The organism is Brucella sp. JSBI001, from assembly GCF_026014005.1.
Taxonomy (GTDB): domain Bacteria; phylum Pseudomonadota; class Alphaproteobacteria; order Rhizobiales; family Rhizobiaceae; genus Brucella; species Brucella anthropi.
In genome coordinates, this window is sequence record NZ_CP110339.1 from 849650 (window position 1) to 867428 (window position 17779).

The window sequence follows — 17779 nt, forward strand, 5'->3', positions numbered from 1 at the left end:
ATCACTCGCAATAACAACATGATTTCCTCAGCCTGCGATTGCAGCCGGGGAAACTTGCCCCCAATAGCTCTATAGGACACAAATGGCGGCAGGATTGCGACTATTACACACTAATGTACTGGATTGGTTCTCCTGAAGTCTTGCTGGCGAATCGCGCAGTTGGTACTGAGAGACATGGGAAAAAGTCTGATTCCGCCGGATGACGGCGAAGAACACATCGAACGGGTCGATCTCAAATCGGCTCTCGAGGAACGTTACCTCGCTTATGCGCTGTCGACGATCATGCATCGTGCGCTGCCGGACGTGCGCGACGGCTTGAAGCCGGTGCATCGTCGCATCATGCACGCCATGCGTCTGCTGCGTCTCAATCCTGATCAGGCCTATGCAAAATGCGCCCGTATCGTCGGTGATGTGATGGGTAAGTTCCATCCGCATGGCGATGCGTCGATCTACGATGCGCTGGTGCGTCTGGCGCAGGATTTCGCGGTGCGTTATCCGCTCGTGGACGGGCAGGGCAACTTCGGCAATATCGACGGCGATAACGCGGCTGCCATGCGTTACACCGAAGCGCGCATGACGGAAGTGGCGACGTTGCTGCTGGAAGGCATCAACGAAAACGCCATCGATTTCCGCCCGACCTATAATGAAGAGGACGAAGAGCCGATCGTTCTGCCGGGCGCTTTCCCGAACCTGCTTGCAAACGGTTCGGCGGGTATTGCGGTCGGCATGGCGACCAATATTCCGCCGCATAACGTGGCGGAGCTTTGCTCGTCGGCGCTCTATATCATCAATCATCCTGACGCGCCGGTTGAGGAACTCGTTACCTCGCCGGAGCAATGGGAAGAACTGAAGCGCGAAGCCGAGACCGACCCGGCTGCTCTGTTGAAGTGCAAGGTGCGTGGCCCGGATTTCCCGACCGGCGGCATCCTTGTCGAAGAGCATGGCAATATCCTGGAAGCCTATCGCACGGGCCGCGGCGCATTTCGTGTGCGCGCCCGCTGGGAGAAGGAAGAGGGCAATCGCGGCACCTGGGTGATCGTCGTCACCGAAATTCCCTATCAGGTTCAGAAATCGCGCCTGATCGAAAAGATTGCCGAGCTGCTGCTGGCAAAGAAGCTGCCATTGCTCGACGACATTCGTGACGAGTCGGCGGAAGACATCCGTATCGTTCTGGAGCCGAAGAACAGGACGGTCGATCCTGAACTGCTGATGGAATCGCTTTTCAAGCTGACCGAGCTGGAAAGCCGCGTTTCGCTGAACATGAACGTGCTGTCACATGGCAAGGTGCCGAATGTTCTGTCGTTGGGCAGCGTTCTGCGCGAGTGGCTCGACCACCGCAAGGAAGTGCTTGTCCGCCGTTCGCAATTCCGTCTGGCGGAAATCGAAAGACGCCTGGAAATCCTTGGCGGCTTCCTGATCGCCTATCTTAATCTGGATGAAGTGATCCGCATCATCCGCGAGGAGGATGAGCCGAAGCAGGACCTGATGCGGACCTTCGAGCTGACCGACGTTCAGGCCGAGTCGATCCTCAATATGCGCCTGCGTTCGTTGCGCAAGCTCGAGGAATTCGAAATCCGCAAGGAGTTCGACGATCTCACCGTCGAGAAGACCGATCTCGAAGGGTTGCTCGCTTCGGGCACACGCCAGTGGAAGAAGATCAGCGCCGAAATCAAGTCGGTGCGCGAAAAGTTCGGTCCGAAGACCAAGCTCGGCGCGCGTCGCACGACCTTTGCTGATGCGCCGACCCATGATCTGGAAGATATTCATCAGGCGATGATCGAGCGTGAGCCGGTCACGATCGTGGTTTCGGAAAAGGGCTGGCTGCGCGCGATGAAGGGGCATCTGGCCGATTTCTCGACGCTCGCCTTCAAGGAAGGCGACAAGCTCAAGCTCGCTTTCCATGCGGAGACGACGGACAAGCTTCTGTTCTTCACGACGGGCGGCAAGTTCTTCACCATCGGCGCAAACACGCTTCCCGGTGGTCGTGGCCATGGCGAGCCGATCCGCATCCTTGTCGACATGGAAAACGATCAGGATATCTTGACGGCCTTCGTGCATGATCCATCAGCGAAACTGCTGCTTGTCAGCCATGAAGGTAACGGTTTCATCGTTCCGGAAAACGAAGCGGTCGCCAACACCCGCAAGGGCAAGCAGGTGATGAACGTCAAGGCGCCGGACGAGGCAAAGCTTTGCCAGCGCGTTTCCGGCGATCATATCGCTGTCGTCGGCGAGAATCGCAAGATGGTGGTCTTCCCGCTTTCCGACATTCCGGAAATGACACGCGGCAAGGGCGTGCGCCTGCAAAAATACAAGGATGGCGGTGTTTCCGATGTCCGCACCTTTGCACTTGCCGAGGGGCTTTCCTGGCAGGATTCGGCAGAGCGCACCTTCAATCGCAACAAGGAAGAGCTTGTCGAGTGGATCGGCGCACGCGCCTCTGCGGGCCGTCTGGTGCCGAAGGGCTTTCCGCGTTCAGGCAAGTTCTAAGTGTCTGATCTAAAAGTCGCCATGCCGGTCTAAAATGGCAATTTCTGTGCTTCCGGTGCTCACGTACCTTTATGTACGCTGCGCTGCGGTTCTCGAAATCACCATTTTCACCACGGCCTGCCGCTTTTTGATTCAGACACTGCGCAAACGGATCAATAAAAAAGCGGCTTTCGCCGCTTTTTATGTCTAACCCTCAAACCGTTGCCAGCCGCGGGGGCCCAGATGCTCCTGCGGGGTAAAGCGGATCTTGTATTGCATCTTGCGTGATCCCTCGACCCAATAGCCGAGATAGACATGCGGCAGACCGGCGGCGTGTGCGCGCTGGATATGATCGAGGATCATGTAGGTTCCAAGCGACCGGTCATGCATATGCGGTGAGAAGAACGAGTAAACCATCGACAGGCCATCGGCCATCACGTCGGTGAGAGCTACGGCGATCAGCTCGCCGTCGCCTTTGGCGCTGATGAAGCTTTCCGGACCGCGCTTGCGATATTCGATGATCTGCGTGTTCACATGCGTATCCTCGATCATCATCGCATAGTCGAGGACAGTCATGTCCGACATGCCGCCGGAACGATGGCGCGCGTCGAGATAATCGCGAAAAAGTGCATATTGTTCGGTGCTGGGCTGTGCCTTGTGCACGCGCCCGATCAGGTCATTATTCTGCGTCCAGACGCGGCGCATGTTGCGCGTCATCTTGAACTCTCCGGCAAGGATGCGAACGGATATGCAGGCCCTGCACAGTTCGCAAGCCGGACGATAGGCAATGTTCTGGGAACGGCGGAAGCCGCCTTGGGTCAGAAGATCGTTGATCTCGTTCGCTTTGTCGCCGACCAGATGCGTAAAGACTTTTCGCTCCATCTGACCCTCAAGATAGGGACAAGGCGACGGAGCTGTCAGAAAGAACTGCGGAGACTGTTGCGGTTGATGGGTCATTCAATATCCACGAAATGGCTTAACTTATTCGCTTTGACGCGTTTTCCTACACAAAACCGCTTCGCACTTTTGCTGGAAATGCTCTGGCAAAACCATCACGATACTATCTCTAAAGATTGAGCCGACGGCACAAAACGTCAATAGGCATTTTGCGCAGCCGGCTCTGAATTTTTTTGATCTGAAGCATCGACCCGAAAATCCGAATAGACTTTGGGGTCGATGCGTTGATTCAACTCTATGCGTTTATCGATCTGAACGGATCACAGCCGTGCCGAGCAGAAGATCATGCACCGTGCGCTTGCGGTCGAGAACCAGCGAAGCGAGCAGGATCAGCGGTGTCAGCACCACGTTGAGACCCCAGAACAGAACCGTGTGCACGATTGCGAGCATCGGATCGACCGTGCCGCCTTCGAGCCGGACGAGCTTGATGTTCATCATCTGCATGCCTTTGGTGGCCTGCTGCGGTCCACCCAGAGTGCGTGCAATGTAAAACAACGCCACCATTGGAAACATGATGCCATAGAGCATCCAGCCAAGGCTGAGCGTAATGATGCCGAGGATTGCAATGACGATTGCTGCCGGGATGCAGAGCAGAAAGACAATCAGGTAATCGATAAGAAAAGCCATAATACGGCGCGTGCGCACGCCTTCAAAGAATGCGCGGCTTTCATAACGCGGGCCCATGACTTCGCCGTGCAGAATATGGTCGGACATTTTTCCTTCCAGTCGTTTCCAAGGAAGCGTCCGGGGGAGTGTGACAACCGGCGCTGTCCCGCTACCTCAGCGGAACAGTCATCAACATGGTAACCAAAACCGGCGGTTTCAAGGAAATTTGAAGATTTCCTGCCGAAAGGACTTGCCGTTTAACCCTGTTGCTTAAGCTTTTCAGCCACTTCGATTGCGAAGTAAGTAAGAATTCCGTCGCAACCGGCGCGCTTGAACGCCATAAGGCTCTCCATCATCACCTTTTCTTCGTCGATCCAGCCATTGATCCCGGCGGCCTTGATCATCGCGTATTCGCCCGACACCTGATAGGCATAGGTGGGAAGGCGGAATTCGCTTTTCAGGCGATGGATGATGTCGAGATAGGGCAAGCCCGGCTTGACCATCAGCATATCTGCGCCTTCGGCAATATCCTGCTCGGCTTCGCGCACGGCTTCTTCCGGATTGGCCGGATCGAGATAATAGGTCTTCTTGTCGCCCTTCAGCAGCCCCTGCGTGCCGATGGCATCGCGATAAGGACCATAAAAGGCGGAAGCGAATTTGGTGGCATAAGACATGATCGGCAGATGGCAGAACCCATGTTCGTCCAGCGCCTGACGCACGGCGCCGACGCGACCGTCCATCATATCGGACGGGGCAATGATATCCGCACCGGCTTCAGCTTGCGAAAGCGCACCACGAACCACCATGGCGACCGATTCGTCGTTGACGATCTCGCCGTTCCGCAAAATGCCGTCATGGCCGTGCGTGGTGAAGGGATCGAGCGCCGCGTCGGTGATGATGCCGATTTCAGGCACTTCCTTCTTGATTGCGCGCACGGCGCGATTGATCAGATTGTCCGGGCTTGCGACGAAAGCGCCGTCCTCAGTCTTCACTTCCAGCTTTTCGCGCGGGAAGGGGGCAATGGCGGGAATGCCGAGCCTGGCGGCTTTTTCCGCCATGCGAACAGCCATATCGACCGAATAGCGTTCGACACCAGGCATTGCTTCCACAGGTTCTGCTACACCGGTTCCATAGGTCAGGAAGAACGGCAGGATGAGATCATCAACTGTCAGCCGGGTTTCCTGCACCAGCCTGCGCGACCAGTCGGCCTTGCGCATACGGCGCAGACGTCTGCTGCCGGTAACGTCATCGACATGCTGGCTGATATTGGTGGGCAGATATTTGGATTGGCGGTCGGTCATTTGAATAATCCCGAGAAGTGAAGCCTTAATTCCCAAATTTTGGAGGCTGATATCGGATGCGCACCGTTTATCATGGGAAAAGTGATGAAACCAAGAACATTGACCTGTGCAGGATTGACGCGGGGCGTCTCACTTTCTACCCATTTGATGGAACGGGAGACACGATATGCAGATTGACTTCGGCGGCGGCAGCGAAATCAGCTTTGAACGCAAGGGAAAAGCGGGGCTTGTGAAGCTCACGCGGACCGAGGCCCTCAATGCGCTCACGCATAAAATGATTCTGGCGCTGGATCGCGCATTGCAGGCCTGGGAAGACGATCCTGAAGTGGCCTGTGTGATTCTCGAAGGCGAAGGGCGCGCATTCTGCGCAGGCGGTGATGTGGTTGCCGCCTACAAGGCCGGTCAGGCCGGAACACCTGCTTACGAATTCTTCCGCGACGAATATCGGCTCAATGCGCGCATTGGCCGGTTTCCAAAACCTTATATCTCGCTGATCAACGGGATCGTCATGGGCGGTGGTGCGGGCATTTCCGTTCACGGTTCGCACCGCATCGTGACGGAAAACACCATGTTTGCCATGCCGGAAACCGGCATCGGCTTCTTCCCGGATGTGGGCGGCAGCGCTTTCCTGCCGCATCTGCACGACAATTTCGGATATTATCTTGCGCTGACCGGCAACCGAATCCGCTGGGGCGATTGCCTGCAGAGCGGGATTGCGACACATGCCATCGCCGCAAGTGATCTGCAGGATGTGCGGGACGACATCATCGCAACCGCCGACATTGATGCGGCTCTGACGCGCAGCCAGTATCCCGATTTTGAAACCGCTGTTGAAACGCGCCAGATCATTGCGGAATGCTTTTCCGGCGCAACGCTTGCCGATTGCATGGCTTCGCTGGAAAAGGAAGCCGAAGCGGGCAGCAAGGCCGCAATGGACATCGTGAAGGTGATCGCCACGCGTTCACCAACCAGTGTCGCGGTTACTTTCCGCCAGATTGCCGATGGTCGTCCGCTCGATCTCGATGATTGCATGCGCATGGAATACCGCATTGCCAACCGGATGCTGGAAGCGCACGACTTCTATGAAGGCGTTCGCGCATTGCTCATAGACAAGGACGGTGCGCCGAACTGGAAACCCGCAACGCTCGACGAAGTGAAGCCCGAACAGGTCAATGTCTATTTTGCAAATCTGGGTGACAAGGAACTGACCTTGTGGTGAGGATCGGCTGATGCATATGAACGAGCTGCGCCAGCATACCCAGCCGAGCGGAACCGAATGGGCCTTCACATGGTTCGTTCGGATACTCGCCCTTGTGGCGCTGGCAAGTGGTGTTTTCTACTGGATCAGGCTGATCGGTATTCAACCGGGACTTCTATGGCGTTTCGATCTGATGCCATGGCCCTGGCAGACTGCGGTTGTGGCTCTGGCCGTTCTGATGCCCGTTGCTGCGACAGGTCTGTGGATGCGCGCACCGTGGGGCCCTGTGCTCTGGTTCGTAGCAGCACTCGGCGAAATCGCCATCTATTCCGTTTTTTCCCGGCATTTCGAATACAAGCCGCTGACAGTTGGTTTCAACGCGGCCTGCATCGTCATTTTTATCGCTTTTCGTATTCTGCTCTTCTTCGAAAAGAGACGGCAGGCCCGTGCGAGCCTGCCGATCTAGCTTCTAGAGCGCTTGCGTACCCTCATAGCGGGCAAAGGGCTTCGTCATCTGGCCTTTGAAAAGCAGAACATCATAGGTATCGGCTTTGCTGCCCGGCATTTCCATGCCCGGCGATCCCATCGGCATGCCGGGTGCAGTCAGCCCCGTTGCCTGTGGACGTTCTGCCAGCAGCCGCTTGACCGCACCGGCAGGAACATGTCCCTCGATGACATATCCATCGACGACTGCCGTGTGGCATGAGGCGAGATTGGCACCAACGCCATACTTTGCCTTTACGGTGTCCATCGCTTCCTCGACTTTAACCGTCACATTGAAGCCAGCAGCTTTCATATGTTCAGCCCAGCCCTCGCAGCAGCCGCAATAGGGATCTTTATACATGATCATTTGCGGAGCCGCGGTAACCGGTTCAGCATGAGCGAAACTCACAAAGCCGGTAAAGCTTAACAGCCCGCCGACCACGAAATAATGTGCAAGACGAAGCGCCATGGTCCCTCCAATGGATTGTTGATGGCTCGTATTTAGCCACTATCCAGACACTTCTCAAATGACGAAAGTTTAATGTAGCAGGCCTTTCCAACGCCCGGAAAACCGGCATTCTTGCGCTGTAACAATGTATCCGGGCGCGGTCCCGCAAATGGCGCGGAGTAAGCAAACATTAAGCCTGAATGGTCAATCTGTCCGGTAAGTTACTGTTAAGGCTGACTTTTAAGTCGAATTTTATGCATCTCCCCTAAATTCCTCTCAAGACACGGTGAGAAACAATACACCGCATAAAACAGGACAGAGAGCTGCATCATGGTTTCATGGAATGCGGCTCCGACAGAGAGGCAAAAGAAATGATCAACGCACAGCGCAAGACGGACATATCCGCTCCGCTCACGACACCGGAAACCGCACTTCGTTCGCTTTATCTGGAAGCGCTCCAGCTGGTCGAGCGCCTGCATCGCCGCCTGCTCGATGTCGTCAAGGACGAGTTCGACCGCAATGGCCAGAGCGACATCAATGCGACGCAGGCGCTTCTGCTGTTCAACATCGGCAATTCGGAACTGACCGCCGGTGAACTGCGCTCGCGCGGTTACTATCTCGGCTCAAACGTTTCGTACAACCTGAAGAAGCTGGTCGAAATGGGCTTCATTCATCATCAGCGCTCGCGCGTTGACCGTCGTTCGGTGCGCGTCAGCTTGACGGACAAGGGCAATGCTATTGCCGATCAGGTGGCTTCGCTCTACGAACGCCATATCTCCTCGATCGAACAGGTTGGCGGTATTCAGGTCGAAGAATTCACGGCGATGAACAAGTCGCTACAGCGTCTCGACCGTTTCTGGAACGACAGCATCGCTTACCGGCTCTAAAGAAAGCGGGTCGGTGTTAACTGACTGACTGCTTTGTTGCAGAACTGTCACAACAGGCTGCCATTGAGAAGAATAAGGCGCTGTGAAGCTCCCAATCGTAAGGCGCATGGCTTGAAATTCCGGCCATGCGACATGATTAAGCCATAAAAAACGACATAAGCGTTTTAGAGCGGCACGGGCAATATTGTGCCACCTTCAGTCAGGAATGGGCTCGAAATCGAATTTCGGATGAGCGAGCAGCTTTGCATCGCCTGCAGTCCGGATATCGCCTTGTTGACCTATTGCTGATATTCTCTGGGAAGATCCCGCGTGAGCGGTTAGCCTTTTGGGACTAAGCAAAATGACCAAGACCGACAGACCAGCCGATACTTTAAGAGTAGACCGCCGCAGTTTCCTGCGCGGCGCGGCAACCGCCGGCCTTTCCGCGGCAGCCTCCGCCATGGTTTCCTCGGCTTACGCTCAACAAGCTCTGACCGATGTTATCTCATCGTCGCGTCGCGGCAACTGGGCTGACCAGTTCGATGCCCGCGCGACGGGTGGCCAGCGGGTCGCAACCAACCAGCCGGTTTTGAGCCCGCAGACGGTTGGCAATCTCCAGACCGCTATCGCTCAATATACCGACATTGCCGGTCGCGGTGGCTGGCCGAGCGTTCCGGGTAATACAAAACTCCAGATCGGCGTCACCGATCCGTCTGTCCAGGCACTGCGCAAGCGCCTCATGATTTCTGGCGATCTGCCACAGGAAGCCGGGCTTTCCAGTTCTTTCGACACCTATGTCGATGCTGCCGTGAAGCGCTTCCAGTCCCGTCATGGTCTGCCGGCCGACGGCGTCATGGGACAGTTCACCTATGCGGTCATGAATGTGGACGCGAATACGCGCCTCGGCCAGCTCCAGACCAATCTGCAGCGTCTCTCGCCTCTCGCCAATCAGGGCCTGCAGGAACAGCGTTTCGTGATGGTCAACATCCCGGCTGCGCGTATCGAGGCCGTTGAAGGTGGCAGCGTCATGCAGCGCCATACGGCAGTTGTCGGTAAGATCGACCGTCAGACGCCGATCCTCAATTCGAAGATTCACGAAGTCATTCTCAATCCTTACTGGACTGCGCCGAAGTCGATCATCCAGAAGGATATCATTCCGCTGATGCGGAAAGACCCGCAATATCTGGCGAAGAACAAGATCCGCCTCTACGACCAGTCCGGTCAGGAAGTGGCGCCGGAAAGCATCGACTGGAATACGGACGATGCAGTGAAGCTGATGTTCCGTCAGGATCCGGGCAAGATCAACGCCATGTCCTCTACCAAGATCAACTTCCACAACCAGTACGCCGTTTACATGCACGACACGCCGCAGAAGAGCTATTTCAACAAGCTCATGCGTTTCGACTCGTCGGGCTGCGTTCGCGTCCAGAACGTGCGCGACCTCGATGTGTGGCTGCTGAAGAACACCGCAGGCTGGGATCGTCAGAACATCGAAAGCACGATCAAGTCGGGCACGAACACGCCGATCCAGCTCGCCGATCCGGTTCCGCTGCACTTTGTTTACATTACTGCATGGTCTACCGGCGACGGCGTGGTGCAGTTCCGCGACGACATCTACAAGATGGATGGCGCAACCGAACTCGCTCTTGGCACCGACACCTGATTCTCATCTTGAGTTTGATTTTCCAAAGCCGTCCGGACCCGTTCCGGGCGGCTTTTTAGTTGCAAGGCATTTATCAAATCGGTTTGCCGCATTTTGGAATAAGCTTTTCGCTTTGCGACCATTGGCCTTGTGCATTCAAGTGTGATAATGCGCCTCATCCATATAGCTTTTACCGGCTAACCCGGAGGGTGTGAAACATGTCTCAAGCCAACGCCGCCGCCAAGAACGCGTCGTCCGACGTTTTCTTCAATGCAAGCCTCGAGGATATCGATTCCGAGATTTTCGGAGCAATCCGCAACGAACTCGGTCGTCAGCGCCATGAAATCGAGCTGATTGCCTCGGAAAACATCGTTTCGCGCGCTGTTCTCGAAGCGCAGGGTTCCATCCTCACCAACAAATATGCCGAAGGCTATCCGGGCAAGCGCTATTATGGCGGCTGCCAGTATGTCGACGTCGTGGAAGAACTGGCCATCGAACGCGCCAAGAAGCTCTTCGGCGCCGAATTTGCCAACGTTCAGCCGAACTCGGGCAGCCAGATGAACCAGGCCGTGTTCCTTGCGCTTCTTCAGCCGGGCGACACGTTCATGGGCCTCGACCTCAATTCGGGTGGTCACCTGACCCACGGCTCGCCGGTCAACATGTCCGGCAAGTGGTTCAATGTCGTGTCCTATGGCGTTCGCAAGGACGACCATCTGCTCGACATGGATGAAGTTACCCGCCTCGCACGCGAGAACAAGCCGAAGCTCATCCTCGCAGGCGGTACTGCTTACTCGCGCGTCTGGGACTGGAAGCGTTTCCGCGAGATCGCCGATGAAGTCGGTGCCTATCTCATGGTCGATATGGCGCATATTGCCGGTCTCGTTGCCGGTGGCGTCCATCCTTCGCCGGTTCCGCATGCGCATGTCTGCACCACGACGACGCACAAGTCGCTTCGCGGACCACGCGGTGGCATGATCCTCACCAACGACGCCGACATCGCCAAGAAGATCAATTCGGCTGTGTTCCCGGGTCTTCAGGGTGGTCCGCTGATGCACGTCATCGCCGGTAAGGCTGTTGCTTTTGCCGAAGCGCTGAAGCCGGAGTTCAAGCTTTATGCCAAGAACGTCGTCGACAATGCGCGCGCGCTCGCCGAAGAACTGAAGTCCAATGGCCTCGACATCGTCTCGGGTGGCACCGATAACCATCTGATGCTGGTCGATCTGCGTCCGAAGAACGCAACCGGCAAGCGTGCAGAGGCTGCTCTTGGCCGCGCCAACATCACCTGCAACAAGAACGGTATTCCGTTCGATCCTGAAAAGCCGTTTGTCACGTCCGGCGTCCGCCTCGGCACGCCTGCTGGCACCACGCGCGGTTTCGGCGTAACCGAGTTCAAGGAAATTGGTTCGCTGATCGCCGAAGTGCTGGATGGTCTGAAGGCTGCCAATTCCGATGAAGGCAATGCCGCTGTCGAACAGGCCGTGAAGGAAAAGGTCATGGCCTTGACCGACCGTTTCCCGATGTATGGCTATCAGGGTTAAGCCTGCTTCCATGATTGAGATGAAGCCCCGTTCAACTCTGTTGAGCGGGGCTTTTTCATTGTCGCATCTGGTAGGTAGCTTACCGCTTATGGGCTATGATCGCCGGGAATCGGTTGACGATGGCAAAGCTCTTGAGTTTTTGGCGGGGGTGTCCCCACATATGAGCTGTTCGTCGCCAGTGCTAAAGCTGCCGATATTGAAATTGCCGATATTGAAATCGAAAGTGTTCCATGCGTTGTCCCTATTGCCAGTCTGAAGATACGCAAGTGAAGGATTCCCGTCCGGCGGAAGACGGTGCGGTCATTCGCCGGCGTCGTGTCTGTTCGGTGTGTGGAGGCCGTTTCACGACCTTTGAGCGCGTACAGTTGCGTGACCTGATGGTTGTGAAGAAAAGCGGGCGCCGAGTTCCTTTCGATCGCGACAAGCTTACGCGGTCTATCGAAGTGGCGCTACGCAAGCGCGACGTCGATAATGACCGGGTGGAACGCGCCATTTCCGGCATTGTCCGCCAGCTTGAAAGTTCGGGTGAGGCGGAGGTGACGTCCGACGAAATCGGGCGGCTGGCCATGGATGCGCTGAAAGGCATCGATGATATCGCCTATATCCGCTTTGCTTCGGTCTATCGCAATTTCAGCAAGGCCGTCGATTTCCACAATGTCATTGATGAACTGACAGTTGCTGAAACCGAGGACGATCTGGACGTTTAGGCATGAGTGGCAGCAAATTTCCGCCTTCGAATGCAACTGCGGATGACGTCCGCTTCATGGAAGCGACGATCCGTTATGCACGGCGTCACAAGGGGCTGACGGGAACCAATCCGGCCGTCGGCACGATCATCGTCAAGGATGGCGTCATCGTCGGACGTGGCGTGACTGCAATTGGCGGCAGGCCTCATGCCGAGCCGCAGGCGCTTGCAGACGCGGGAGAAGCGGCGCGTGGCGCGACGGCTTATGTGACGCTGGAACCTTGTGCGCATCACGGACGCACACCGCCTTGCGCGGAAGCGCTGGTGCGGGCGGGTGTGGCGCGTGTCGTGGTTGCCGCGACCGATCCGGACGAACGGGTCAGCGGAAGAGGCTTTGCCATTCTGCGCGAGGCAGGGATTGAGGTTGTGCCAGGCATTCTTGCCGAACAGGCTGCCGATGATCTTGCGGGCTATCTGAATCGATCTGCGAAGAAGCGCCCGGAAGTGATTCTGAAACTTGCACTTTCTGCCGATGGCATGATCGGCCGTCGGGGCGAGGGACAGCTTGCAATAACGGGGTCGGTTGCGCGCGCCCAGTCGCATATCCTGCGGGCCCAGACCGATATTATCCTGATTGGCATCGAAACCGCCCTGGCCGACGATCCGGTGTTGAACTGCCGCCTGCCGGGGCTGGAACAGCGTTCGCCTGTTCGGGTGGTGCTCGATAGCGGATTGCGTTTGCCGCTTTCCTCGAAACTTGTACAGACCGCTGATGCCCAGCCCTTATGGATCGCCTGTGGTGAAGAAGCGTTGCCGGAGCGGCGCTACGAGTTGCAGGCGGCCGGTTGCCGGATTCTCGCGACCGAAGCTTATGATTGCCGCATCGCTCTGCCCGAACTGATGGACGATCTCGCTGCGCAAGGCATTTCCTCGGTTCTCGTTGAAGGCGGAGCAGGTGTTGCGAAGAGCTTTCTGGGCGAGGGGCTGGTGGACCGGCTTGCCATCTTCCGTTCGCCGGTTGAAATCGGCTCAGAACTTGGGGTTGCCGTGGACGGGCTTGAAACCCATATCGCAGACAAGTTCAAAATCTTAAGGCAGGCTCGCTACGGCGACGATGCCTATGCGGAATATGTAAGTGCCAGAATGTAAAAGCGTCAGGTCGCAGCAAAAATGGTGGTTTTCGAGAACCGGAGCGCAGTGTACTTAAGTACATGAGCGCCGGAAGCGCAGGAAACCGCTATTTGCGAGCCAAGACATGGCGAATTTTGGATCAGGCACGAAGGAGACTTGATGTTTACAGGCATTATTACCGATATCGGCAAGGTTGACCGGATCAAGCCGCTGAATGAAGGCGTTCTTCTGCGCATTGAAACTGCCTATGATCCCGAAACGATTGAGCTTGGTGCATCGATTGCCTGTTCAGGCGTCTGCCTCACAGTGGTGGCGCTGCCAGAAAAAGGCACGAATGCCCGCTGGTTCGAGGTCGAGGCATGGGAAGAAGCGCTGCGCCTGACCACAATCTCCAAATGGCAGAGCGGACGGAACATCAATCTGGAACGTTCTCTGAAACTTGGCGACGAAATGGGCGGCCACCTCGTTTCCGGCCATGTCGATGGGCAGGCTGAAATCGTCGAGCGCAAGGAAGAAGGCGATGCAGTGCGCTTCACCCTGCGTGCGCCGGAAGAACTGGCCCCGTTTATCGCCCAGAAGGGTTCGGTCGCTCTCGATGGAACCTCGCTGACGGTTAATGGCGTCAATGGCAACGAGTTCGATGTGCTTCTGATCCGCCACTCGCTTGAAGTCACGACCTGGGGCGAGCGGAAAGCAGGCGACAAGGTGAATATCGAGATCGACCAGCTGGCACGTTACGCAGCAAGGCTTGCGCAATATCAGAAATAGGCTTACAGCCTAAATTCCCAGGCTGTAAAAGCATATCCCGATTTTAAGCGTTGACCGCAATCGTTGCGGTCCGCAAAATTTGTCATGGAGTCTCTCATGTCCAAGCACGAGGCGCATGCGCCGCATTTGCTTATTGTTGAAGCGCGTTTCTACGATGATCTCGCCGACGCGCTTCTGGATGGCGCAAAGGCAGCCTTGGATGAGGCAGGGGCCACCTACGACGTGGTGACGGTGCCTGGCGCGCTGGAAGTTCCGGCGGTCATTTCTTTCGCACTCGATGGTGAAGACAATGGCGGCAAGGAATATGATGGCTTTGTTGCGCTTGGTACGGTTATCCGTGGCGAAACCTATCATTTTGATATCGTGTCCAATGAATCCTGCCGCGCACTCACCGATCTTTCGGTCGAGGAAAGCATCGCCATCGGCAACGGCATTCTGACGGTCGAAAACGAAGAGCAGGCATGGGTACGCGCCCGCCGTGAAGACAAGGACAAGGGCGGTTTTGCCGCCCGCGCTGCGCTGACCATGATCGACCTGCGCAAGAAGTTCGGAGTCTGATCATTATGAATTCATCTACCGAAGGCCGCCCAACCCCCAATCTCCCACGCACGGCGAACAAGCGCGGTGTTGCCCGTCTTGCTGCAGTCCAGGCGCTTTATCAGATGGATGTTGCCGGAACAGGTGTTCTGGAAGTGGTGGCTGAGTACGAAGCTTTCCGTCTCGGCAAGGAAGTGGATGGCACGCAGTATCTTGATGCCGATCCGCAATGGTTCCGCGCAATCGTGGCTGGTGTCGTCGATGAACAGCTGAAGCTCGATCCGATGATCCATCAGGCGCTGACGGAAGACTGGCCGCTGTCGCGTCTCGATTCGACCCTGCGCGCCATTCTCCGTGCTGGCGCCTGGGAATTGCAGACACGCAAAGACGTGCCGACGGCTGTTATCGTGTCGGAATATGTTGATATCGCCAAGGCTTTCTACACAGAAGACGAGCCGAAGCTGGTCAATGCCGTACTTGATCGCCTGGCATTCGTCATTCGTGGCGAGAGCCGCGGTGTGAAACCGCGCTGATCCGGCTTCCCTGACAATAATCATGAAAAAAGGGCTGTGAGAAATCGCAGCCCTTCTTTCATTGTACGCTGGCAAAGAACGACTTGACGTTTGTTAAACCGTTTCGCATGTTGGGTACGCGGCATTGAGAATGCTGAAATGCAAGGAATCGCGCCAATTGATTGATTTCTCAGGCATGTCGCGCAAAAGTGCGTAGCAGTTTTGCGAGAACGACAGGCCTGAAATCAGAGACATAAAGCGCTGAGAGCGAATCTGAAAGATCGCGATCCGCTTTAGGCGTAAGTTCCAGACGTGAATATACCGAAGAAGCCCGGTATCTTGCATTGGCTTCAGGCACTTCCATGCCGCTCAATCGGGTCCGGGGAGGGGTTTTCGGGCCTAACCTGCGCATGTGCCTGCCGACAATCGCGGCTCGCGGTCTGACGGTAGCCAGCGCGAGCTCAATGGGAGTTGGCCTTTATGCAAATGGGAGTGGCAGTCTTAGTTCTCGTCATTGCCTGCGGCGTGGTTTCCGTTCTTTTCGCCATATGGGCGATCCGTTCGGTTCTTGCAGCCGATCAGGGGACGCAGCGCATGCAGGAAATTGCTGAAGCCATCCGCGAGGGTGCCTCAGCCTATCTCACAAGACAATATTCGACGATTGCCATTGTCGGCGTCGTGGTCTTTCTGGCAGCCTGGTATTTGTTGTCGATCAGTGCCGCAATCGGTTTCCTGATTGGCGCGGTTCTGTCGGGCGTTACCGGCTTTATCGGAATGCACGTTTCGGTTCGCGCCAATGTGCGCACCGCCCAGGCAGCTTCACTCAGCCTCGCCGGAGGGCTTGAGCTGGCCTTCAAGTCAGGGGCCATTACCGGCCTTCTGGTGGCAGGGCTCGCGCTGCTCGGCGTATCCGTTTACTATTTCATTCTCACTGTCTGGCTTGGTTATTCGCCGTCCGACCGCACGGTTATCGATGCGCTGGTGTCGCTCGGCTTCGGTGCTTCGCTGATCTCGATCTTCGCGCGTCTTGGCGGTGGTATCTTCACCAAGGGCGCTGACGTCGGCGGCGATCTTGTCGGCAAGGTCGAGGCCGGTATTCCAGAGGATGATCCGCGCAACCCAGCGACCATTGCGGATAATGTCGGCGACAATGTCGGCGATTGCGCAGGCATGGCTGCCGACCTTTTCGAAACCTACGCGGTGACAGTCGTCGCAACCATGGTTCTCGGCGCAATCTTCTTCAACGGATCGGACATTCTTTCGAGCGTCATGCTCTATCCGCTGATGATCTGCGGCGCCTGTGTCATCACGTCAATCGTGGGCACATTTTTCGTCAAGCTCGGCGTCAATGGCTCCATCATGGGTGCCCTCTATAAGGGGCTGATAGCGACGGGCCTGCTTTCCATCGTTGGTCTTGCTATTGCCAATACGCTGACCGTTGGCTGGGGTGAAATCGGTACTGTGGCTGGTAAAAGCATTACCGGCACCAATCTCTTCATTTGCGGACTGATCGGTCTGATCGTTACCGGTCTGATCGTTGTGATCACAGAATACTATACCGGCACCAACAAACGTCCGGTCAATTCCATCGCGCAGGCCTCGGTAACAGGGCACGGTACGAATGTCATTCAGGGGCTGGCGGTTTCGCTTGAATCCACGGCTCTGCCAGCGATCGTGATTGTCGGCGGTATTATTTCGACCTACCAGCTGGCTGGTCTGTTCGGTACGGCAATCGCCGTCACTGCCATGCTTGGTATTGCCGGGATGATCGTTGCGCTCGATGCCTTCGGTCCGGTCACGGATAATGCGGGTGGCATTGCGGAAATGGCCGGTCTCGACCCGGAAGTCCGCAAGGCCACCGATGCGCTCGATGCCGTTGGCAACACTACCAAGGCCGTCACGAAGGGCTATGCTATCGGTTCGGCAGGGCTTGGCGCACTGGTGCTGTTCGCGGCCTATTCCAACGATCTGGCCTACTTTGCCGCCAACGGACAGACCTATCCTTATTTCGCCGATATGGGGCCGGTTTCCTTCGATCTCTCCAACCCTTATGTGGTTGCGGGGCTGATCTTTGGCGGCCTGATCCCTTATCTGTTCGGTGGCATGGCGATGACCGCCGTGGGCCGGGCCGGAGGCGCGGTCGTGCAGGAAGTGCGCCGCCAGTTCCGTGAAAAGCCAGGCATCATGACCGGCAAGGAGCGCCCGGACTATGCCCGTGCGGTCGATCTTCTGACCAGGGCGGCCATTCGCGAGATGATCATCCCGTCGCTCCTGCCTGTGCTGGCGCCGATTGTGGTCTATTTCGGCGTGCTGCTTATCTCAGGCTCGAAGGCTGCAGCCTTTGCAGCGCTCGGCGCATCGCTTCTGGGCGTTATTGTCAACGGCCTCTTCGTCGCGATTTCCATGACGTCCGGAGGTGGCGCATGGGACAATGCCAAGAAGAGCTTCGAGGACGGGTTTACCGATGCCGACGGCGTGAAGCACCTGAAAGGGTCGGAAGCGCATAAAGCATCAGTGACCGGCGATACGGTTGGTGATCCCTATAAGGATACGGCCGGTCCGGCTGTCAATCCGGCGATCAAGATCACCAACATCGTGGCCCTTCTTCTGTTGGCTGTGTTGGCGCATATGTCCTGACGGA

16 protein-coding genes are annotated in these 17779 nt (G+C 56.5%); 12 read left to right on the forward strand and 4 right to left on the reverse strand.

Annotated elements, in window-relative coordinates; all coding sequences use genetic code 11:
* The first annotated feature begins 174 nt into the window (after positions 1-174).
* Positions 175-2487 carry a DNA topoisomerase IV subunit A gene (locus LJ361_RS04030; RefSeq protein WP_010661080.1) on the forward strand — a complete coding sequence of 771 codons (2313 nt, stop codon included), beginning with the start codon at positions 175-177 and terminating at the stop codon, positions 2485-2487.
* A gap of 186 nt (positions 2488-2673) precedes the next feature.
* Here LJ361_RS04030 and LJ361_RS04035 read toward each other — a convergent pair whose 3' ends face one another.
* The 3 genes from LJ361_RS04035 to hemB all read right to left on the reverse strand — a co-directional run bounded on the left by LJ361_RS04035 (position 2674) and on the right by hemB (position 5330).
* Positions 2674-3423 (reverse strand): arginyltransferase, encoded by a 750-nt coding sequence (locus tag LJ361_RS04035; RefSeq protein ID WP_012092346.1) that lies wholly within the window; start codon positions 3421-3423, stop codon positions 2674-2676.
* 243 nt (positions 3424-3666) lie between these two features.
* Positions 3667-4137: an RDD family protein gene (locus tag LJ361_RS04040; protein WP_010661082.1), complete on the reverse strand. Its 471-nt coding sequence runs from the start codon at positions 4135-4137 to the stop codon at positions 3667-3669.
* A 149-nt stretch (positions 4138-4286) separates the two neighbouring features.
* On the reverse strand, positions 4287-5330 hold the full coding sequence (gene hemB / locus LJ361_RS04045) for a porphobilinogen synthase (protein WP_012092345.1): 1044 nt from the start codon (positions 5328-5330) through the stop codon (positions 4287-4289).
* A gap of 166 nt (positions 5331-5496) precedes the next feature.
* Between hemB and LJ361_RS04050 the strand changes: the two genes are divergently transcribed.
* Both LJ361_RS04050 and LJ361_RS04055 read left to right on the forward strand, forming a co-directional pair.
* A complete protein-coding gene (locus tag LJ361_RS04050) occupies positions 5497-6549 on the forward strand; it encodes an enoyl-CoA hydratase/isomerase family protein (protein WP_029925130.1) in 1053 nt (350 codons plus the stop codon).
* Positions 6550-6559: 10 nt separating this feature from the next.
* Entirely contained in the window at positions 6560-6994 is a 435-nt protein-coding gene (locus tag LJ361_RS04055) for a DUF6163 family protein (RefSeq protein WP_012092343.1), read from the forward strand.
* 3 nt (positions 6995-6997) lie between these two features.
* On the opposite strand, the gene LJ361_RS04060 is transcribed toward LJ361_RS04055, so the two are convergent.
* A complete protein-coding gene (locus LJ361_RS04060; protein WP_036588486.1) occupies positions 6998-7480 on the reverse strand; it encodes a DUF411 domain-containing protein in 483 nt (160 codons plus the stop codon).
* 350 nt (positions 7481-7830) lie between these two features.
* On the opposite strand from LJ361_RS04060, the gene ldtR reads away from it, so the two are divergent.
* The 9 genes from ldtR (at position 7831) to LJ361_RS04105 (ending at position 17775) form a co-directional block, all read left to right on the forward strand.
* Complete coding sequence (ldtR, locus tag LJ361_RS04065; RefSeq protein ID WP_010661087.1) at positions 7831-8346, forward strand: transcriptional regulator LdtR; 516 nt, start codon at positions 7831-7833, stop codon at positions 8344-8346.
* Between the two features lie 340 nt (positions 8347-8686).
* The gene (locus LJ361_RS04070) at positions 8687-9988 is read left to right on the forward strand and encodes a L,D-transpeptidase family protein (RefSeq protein ID WP_264812740.1); all 1302 of its coding nucleotides are present in this window, start codon (positions 8687-8689) and stop codon (positions 9986-9988) included.
* A gap of 197 nt (positions 9989-10185) precedes the next feature.
* Positions 10186-11505 carry a serine hydroxymethyltransferase gene (gene glyA / locus LJ361_RS04075; protein ID WP_036588484.1) on the forward strand — a complete coding sequence of 440 codons (1320 nt, stop codon included), beginning with the start codon at positions 10186-10188 and terminating at the stop codon, positions 11503-11505.
* Positions 11506-11735: 230 nt separating this feature from the next.
* Positions 11736-12212: a transcriptional regulator NrdR gene (gene nrdR / locus LJ361_RS04080; RefSeq protein WP_010661090.1), complete on the forward strand. Its 477-nt coding sequence runs from the start codon at positions 11736-11738 to the stop codon at positions 12210-12212.
* Between the two features lie 2 nt (positions 12213-12214).
* Positions 12215-13339, forward strand: coding sequence for a bifunctional diaminohydroxyphosphoribosylaminopyrimidine deaminase/5-amino-6-(5-phosphoribosylamino)uracil reductase RibD (gene ribD, locus LJ361_RS04085; RefSeq protein WP_036588481.1), 1125 nt, complete (start codon positions 12215-12217; stop codon positions 13337-13339).
* 141 nt (positions 13340-13480) lie between these two features.
* Positions 13481-14089 (forward strand): riboflavin synthase, encoded by a 609-nt coding sequence (locus LJ361_RS04090; protein ID WP_010661092.1) that lies wholly within the window; start codon positions 13481-13483, stop codon positions 14087-14089.
* Between the two features lie 96 nt (positions 14090-14185).
* Complete coding sequence (locus LJ361_RS04095; RefSeq protein WP_010661093.1) at positions 14186-14647, forward strand: 6,7-dimethyl-8-ribityllumazine synthase; 462 nt, start codon at positions 14186-14188, stop codon at positions 14645-14647.
* A gap of 5 nt (positions 14648-14652) precedes the next feature.
* A complete protein-coding gene (gene nusB, locus LJ361_RS04100) occupies positions 14653-15159 on the forward strand; it encodes a transcription antitermination factor NusB (protein ID WP_010661094.1) in 507 nt (168 codons plus the stop codon).
* Positions 15160-15618: 459 nt separating this feature from the next.
* Positions 15619-17775 (forward strand): sodium-translocating pyrophosphatase, encoded by a 2157-nt coding sequence (locus LJ361_RS04105; protein ID WP_010661096.1) that lies wholly within the window; start codon positions 15619-15621, stop codon positions 17773-17775.
* Positions 17776-17779: the final 4 nt, after the last annotated feature.

What these genes read in the sequence shown, in the direction of transcription:
- LJ361_RS04030 (WP_010661080.1), top strand. Translation starts at nt 175, where the DNA reads ATGGGAAAAAGTCTGATTCCGCCGGATGACGGCGAAGAACACATCGAA.
- ribD (WP_036588481.1), top strand. Translation starts at nt 12,215, where the DNA reads ATGAGTGGCAGCAAATTTCCGCCTTCGAATGCAACTGCGGATGACGTC.
- LJ361_RS04035 (WP_012092346.1), bottom strand. Translation starts at nt 3,423, where the DNA reads ATGACCCATCAACCGCAACAGTCTCCGCAGTTCTTTCTGACAGCTCCG.
- hemB (WP_012092345.1), bottom strand. Translation starts at nt 5,330, where the DNA reads ATGACCGACCGCCAATCCAAATATCTGCCCACCAATATCAGCCAGCAT.
- LJ361_RS04070 (WP_264812740.1), top strand. Translation starts at nt 8,687, where the DNA reads ATGACCAAGACCGACAGACCAGCCGATACTTTAAGAGTAGACCGCCGC.
- LJ361_RS04040 (WP_010661082.1), bottom strand. Translation starts at nt 4,137, where the DNA reads ATGTCCGACCATATTCTGCACGGCGAAGTCATGGGCCCGCGTTATGAA.
- nusB (WP_010661094.1), top strand. Translation starts at nt 14,653, where the DNA reads ATGAATTCATCTACCGAAGGCCGCCCAACCCCCAATCTCCCACGCACG.
- ldtR (WP_010661087.1), top strand. Translation starts at nt 7,831, where the DNA reads ATGATCAACGCACAGCGCAAGACGGACATATCCGCTCCGCTCACGACA.
- LJ361_RS04095 (WP_010661093.1), top strand. Translation starts at nt 14,186, where the DNA reads ATGTCCAAGCACGAGGCGCATGCGCCGCATTTGCTTATTGTTGAAGCG.
- glyA (WP_036588484.1), top strand. Translation starts at nt 10,186, where the DNA reads ATGTCTCAAGCCAACGCCGCCGCCAAGAACGCGTCGTCCGACGTTTTC.
- LJ361_RS04060 (WP_036588486.1), bottom strand. Translation starts at nt 7,480, where the DNA reads ATGGCGCTTCGTCTTGCACATTATTTCGTGGTCGGCGGGCTGTTAAGC.
- LJ361_RS04090 (WP_010661092.1), top strand. Translation starts at nt 13,481, where the DNA reads ATGTTTACAGGCATTATTACCGATATCGGCAAGGTTGACCGGATCAAG.
- LJ361_RS04105 (WP_010661096.1), top strand. Translation starts at nt 15,619, where the DNA reads ATGCAAATGGGAGTGGCAGTCTTAGTTCTCGTCATTGCCTGCGGCGTG.
- LJ361_RS04055 (WP_012092343.1), top strand. Translation starts at nt 6,560, where the DNA reads ATGCATATGAACGAGCTGCGCCAGCATACCCAGCCGAGCGGAACCGAA.
- LJ361_RS04050 (WP_029925130.1), top strand. Translation starts at nt 5,497, where the DNA reads ATGCAGATTGACTTCGGCGGCGGCAGCGAAATCAGCTTTGAACGCAAG.
- nrdR (WP_010661090.1), top strand. Translation starts at nt 11,736, where the DNA reads ATGCGTTGTCCCTATTGCCAGTCTGAAGATACGCAAGTGAAGGATTCC.